Below are 3,130 nucleotides of genomic sequence, written 5' to 3'. Positions count from 1 at the left end.
GACCGCGGGTGACGGGCAAGAATCGTGTCAGTCATGGGTCACCTCACTTCGTGTACTTGGCGTCGACGAAGGTGGCAGCGAGGCCCTCGAAGCGACGGTCGAAGAGCACCTCCGCGTCGAACTTCTTCACGAACCCGCCCTTGGCGATCAGGTCGATCGTCTGCTGGCCCCACGCCGCGGCGTCGTCCCACTTCTTCGGGAACAACGGCTGGTTGGTGGACGACCAGATCCTGTCGGCGTCCTCGGGCGAGAGGCCCTCGGTGTCGACGTAGTAGAACTTCTTCCACTCCTCGGCGTTCTCCCACGCCCAGACCTGGCCCTGCGCCCAGGCCCGGATGTAGTCCTGGATGGCGCGTTCGTTGTTGTCGTCGGCCAGCACCGCCGTCGGCGCCCACAGGATCGTGAGGAGGTCGACCTCCTCCGCCTTGATCGCCCGGGCACCGTCGCGGCCGTAGTCGTCGATGTACTTGGCCGAGTCGAGGCCGCCGAGGACGGCCACGTCGACCTGCTTGCCCTGCAGGGCCGTGAGGAAGTCGCTGCTCGGCAGCGCGACGAGCTCGACGTCGTCGTACGAGATCCCGGCCGTGTCGAGGGTGCGGAGCAGGACGACGCCCTGTGCCTGGCCCTGGGAGAACGCGAGCTTCTTGCCCTTGAAGTCGGCGAAGGTCTTGATGTCGGTGCCCGGTGCGGTCGCGAAGACGTACGTCGGCTTGGGCTTCTCGAGGACCGCCACGACCTTCGTGTCCAGCTTGATGTCGTGGGCCTGGATCGGCGGGATCAGCGCATTGCTGGCGACATCGGCCGCCTTCGCGCGGAACGCCTGGATGACCTCCGGGCCACCGGTGGCGTTGATCCACTCCTCCACCTTGAAGCTGAGCGGATCGATCGCCGACCCGGCCGCCTCCAGCTGGAGCTGCGTGGTGCGCCCGGCGATCTTCAGGCTGGTGCCGGCCTTGGGGGCACCGGTGGCGAGCGGCTCCTTCAGGGCCTTCGCGACGTCGGCGCCGTCCGCGGTGGCGCAGGCGCTCAGTGCGGTCATGCCGAGGAGGGCGCCGCCGGCGAGGCTGAGGAAGCCGCGGCGCTGGAGGCCCGGACGGGCGGGTCGGGTGAGCTGGTCGAGCTGGTTGAGCGGGGACTGCGTGGTCATGGGGATCGATGGCTTCTTTCGGGTGATCAGAGGGGTCAGAGGGAGTGGTAGGCGCCGTCGCGGTAGAGCAGGCGGGATCCGTCGGCAGTCGTGTCGCCGTCCGGGATCCGTGCCTCCTCCACGAGCGCCACGACGAGGCGGGAGTCGCCGGTCGGGAGCTGGCGCTGGAACCGGACGCGGAGCCAGCCGGCGTTCTCCGCCAGGACCGGCTCGCCCGTCGGCAGCCGGTCCCAGTCGGCGGCGGCGAAGCGGTCGATGCCGCTGGTCGCGAAGGTCCGCGCGACGGCCTCGTGCCCGGCACCCAGGAAGTGGACGACCGCCGTACTGCCGTCACGGACGTGGGGCCAGCTCGACGAGCGGGTGTTGATGCCGAAGCTCACCAGCGGCGGGTCCGCGGAGAGCGAGGTCAGGGACGTCGCCGTGAAGCCGGCGGGTCCGTTGCCGGCGTCGAGGGTGATGACCACGACGCCGGCGGGATGGTGGCGGAAGGTGCGCCGGAACGTGGGGACGTCGATCAGGCCGGAGCCGATCGGGTCGGTGGAGAGGATGGACATGTCGTCACTCCCTGGGTGGTTGCGCGAGAGGGGCAGGGCGGCAGGACGCCGGGGCGCACGAGGACTGCGCCGGCCGCGGCGGGACAGCGCCACGAGGTCGTACGACGCCGATTCGGCGTCAGGAGGGTCGAGCGTCGGTCAGCAACAGCGACAGCGACGGTCGACCCCGCGACAGGGACGACAGCACGACGGGGCGCCGATGAGTGCGGGAGCCGCGGTCACGGCCTCACTGCTCAGTGCCCGAGTTGTCGTGGTCATGTAACTAGACTAGATCACTAGACTTTTCGCGCAACAATGCACGGAAGTGAAATAAGGAAACTCACGAGACGCCCGTCACAGACCCTCAGGACGCTCGCGAGAAACGGCCGGGAACAGCCGTCGGCGACGCGTAGATGCGGTCCAGGATCACGGCGCCACCCGCCGTCGCGAGGACGTGGTCGGGGAAGCTCGTGCCGGCGACGACCTGCCCGGACCCCGCGCCCGCCGTGGACCCGGCGGCCAGCTCGGCCCGCAACAACGCGCGGCACTGCGGCAACAACCGCTCCCCCGCCTCCACCACGGTCAGCAGGTCCGGATCGAACAGGTCCAGCAGGATCGCGGCCGCACGACCGACCAGGCGGGCCCGCTCCTCGAGGAGCGCGATTGCCCGCTGGTCGCCGTCGACCGCGGCCTCCAGCAGGTCGCGGAACACCGGACGGTCGATGGAGCCGTTGGCGAGCGCGCGGCGAACCAGCGTGCGCTCGGAGACGGCCGCCTCGAAGCAGCCGACCTTCCCGCAGGCGCACGGCTCGGCACTGTCGTCGATCTTGAGGTGCGCCACCGCACCCGCCGCCGACCGCGGTCCCTGCTGGACACTGCCCGCCGTCGCGAAGGCGACGTCGACGACATTGCCGACGAAGAGCTGGACGATGCTCGAGCGCGCCCGGTCCACGTGCGCACCGAAGAGCTGCTCGGCGCGGACCAGTGCCCGCGAGTGGCCGTCGATCACCACCGGCAGCCCGGTCTCTGCAGCGAGGCGGTCCCGCACCGGCAGGTCCGACCAGCCGAGCATCGGGTGCTCGACCACCAGCCCGCGCGCGGCATCCACCCAGCCGCCGGTGGCGACGCCGATCCCCAGGATCCGGCGATCCTCGGCGTCGGCGAGCACACCGCGGACCGACCCCGCGACCTGGGCGAGGACGGCGTCGGGGTCGAGGTCGTCGTACTCGTGCTTGTGCTCGCGGAGCACGCGGCCACGCAGATCGAGCAGGGCGATCGTGAAGCGCGGAACGGCGAGGTGGACGCCGATGACCGCGGTCGACTCGGTGTCGATCGCCAGCGGGACGTGCGGGCGACCGACTCCCGGCGGGCCGGCGGCCTCGGGCGCCTCGCGCAGCAGGCCCTTGTCGATCAGCAGGTTCGCCACGCCGGTCATCGACGCCGCCGAGTA

The 3,130-nt window shown here is 70.7% G+C and carries 3 protein-coding genes; all 3 read right to left on the bottom strand.

Features of this window, described 5'->3' with window-relative positions; translation table 11 throughout:
- Positions 1–43: 43 nt before the first annotated feature.
- Positions 44–1,147: an ABC transporter substrate-binding protein gene (locus ACOADB_RS04445; RefSeq protein WP_378596721.1), complete on the bottom strand. Its 1,104-nt coding sequence runs from the start codon at positions 1,145–1,147 to the stop codon at positions 44–46.
- A gap of 35 nt (positions 1,148–1,182) precedes the next feature.
- Entirely contained in the window at positions 1,183–1,701 is a 519-nt protein-coding gene (locus tag ACOADB_RS04440; RefSeq protein WP_378596720.1) for a flavin reductase family protein, read from the bottom strand.
- 343 nt (positions 1,702–2,044) lie between these two features.
- On the bottom strand, positions 2,045–3,130 hold a 1,086-nt coding region (locus ACOADB_RS04435; protein ID WP_378596719.1), incomplete at its 5' end, for an ROK family protein.

It is taken from the genome of Nocardioides sp. CPCC 206348, assembly GCF_048654705.1.
In the GTDB taxonomy this organism is placed as follows: Bacteria; Actinomycetota; Actinomycetes; order Propionibacteriales; family Nocardioidaceae; genus Nocardioides.
The sequence above is the reverse complement of the archived record's forward strand: the minus strand, read 5'-3'. Positions and strand labels throughout refer to the sequence as shown.

Bases quoted from the DNA above. Each gene is read 5' to 3' on its own strand.
- ACOADB_RS04445 (WP_378596721.1), bottom strand. From the start codon at position 1,147: ATGACCACGCAGTCCCCGCTCAACCAGCTCGACCAGCTCACCCGACCC.
- ACOADB_RS04440 (WP_378596720.1), bottom strand. From the start codon at position 1,701: ATGTCCATCCTCTCCACCGACCCGATCGGCTCCGGCCTGATCGACGTC.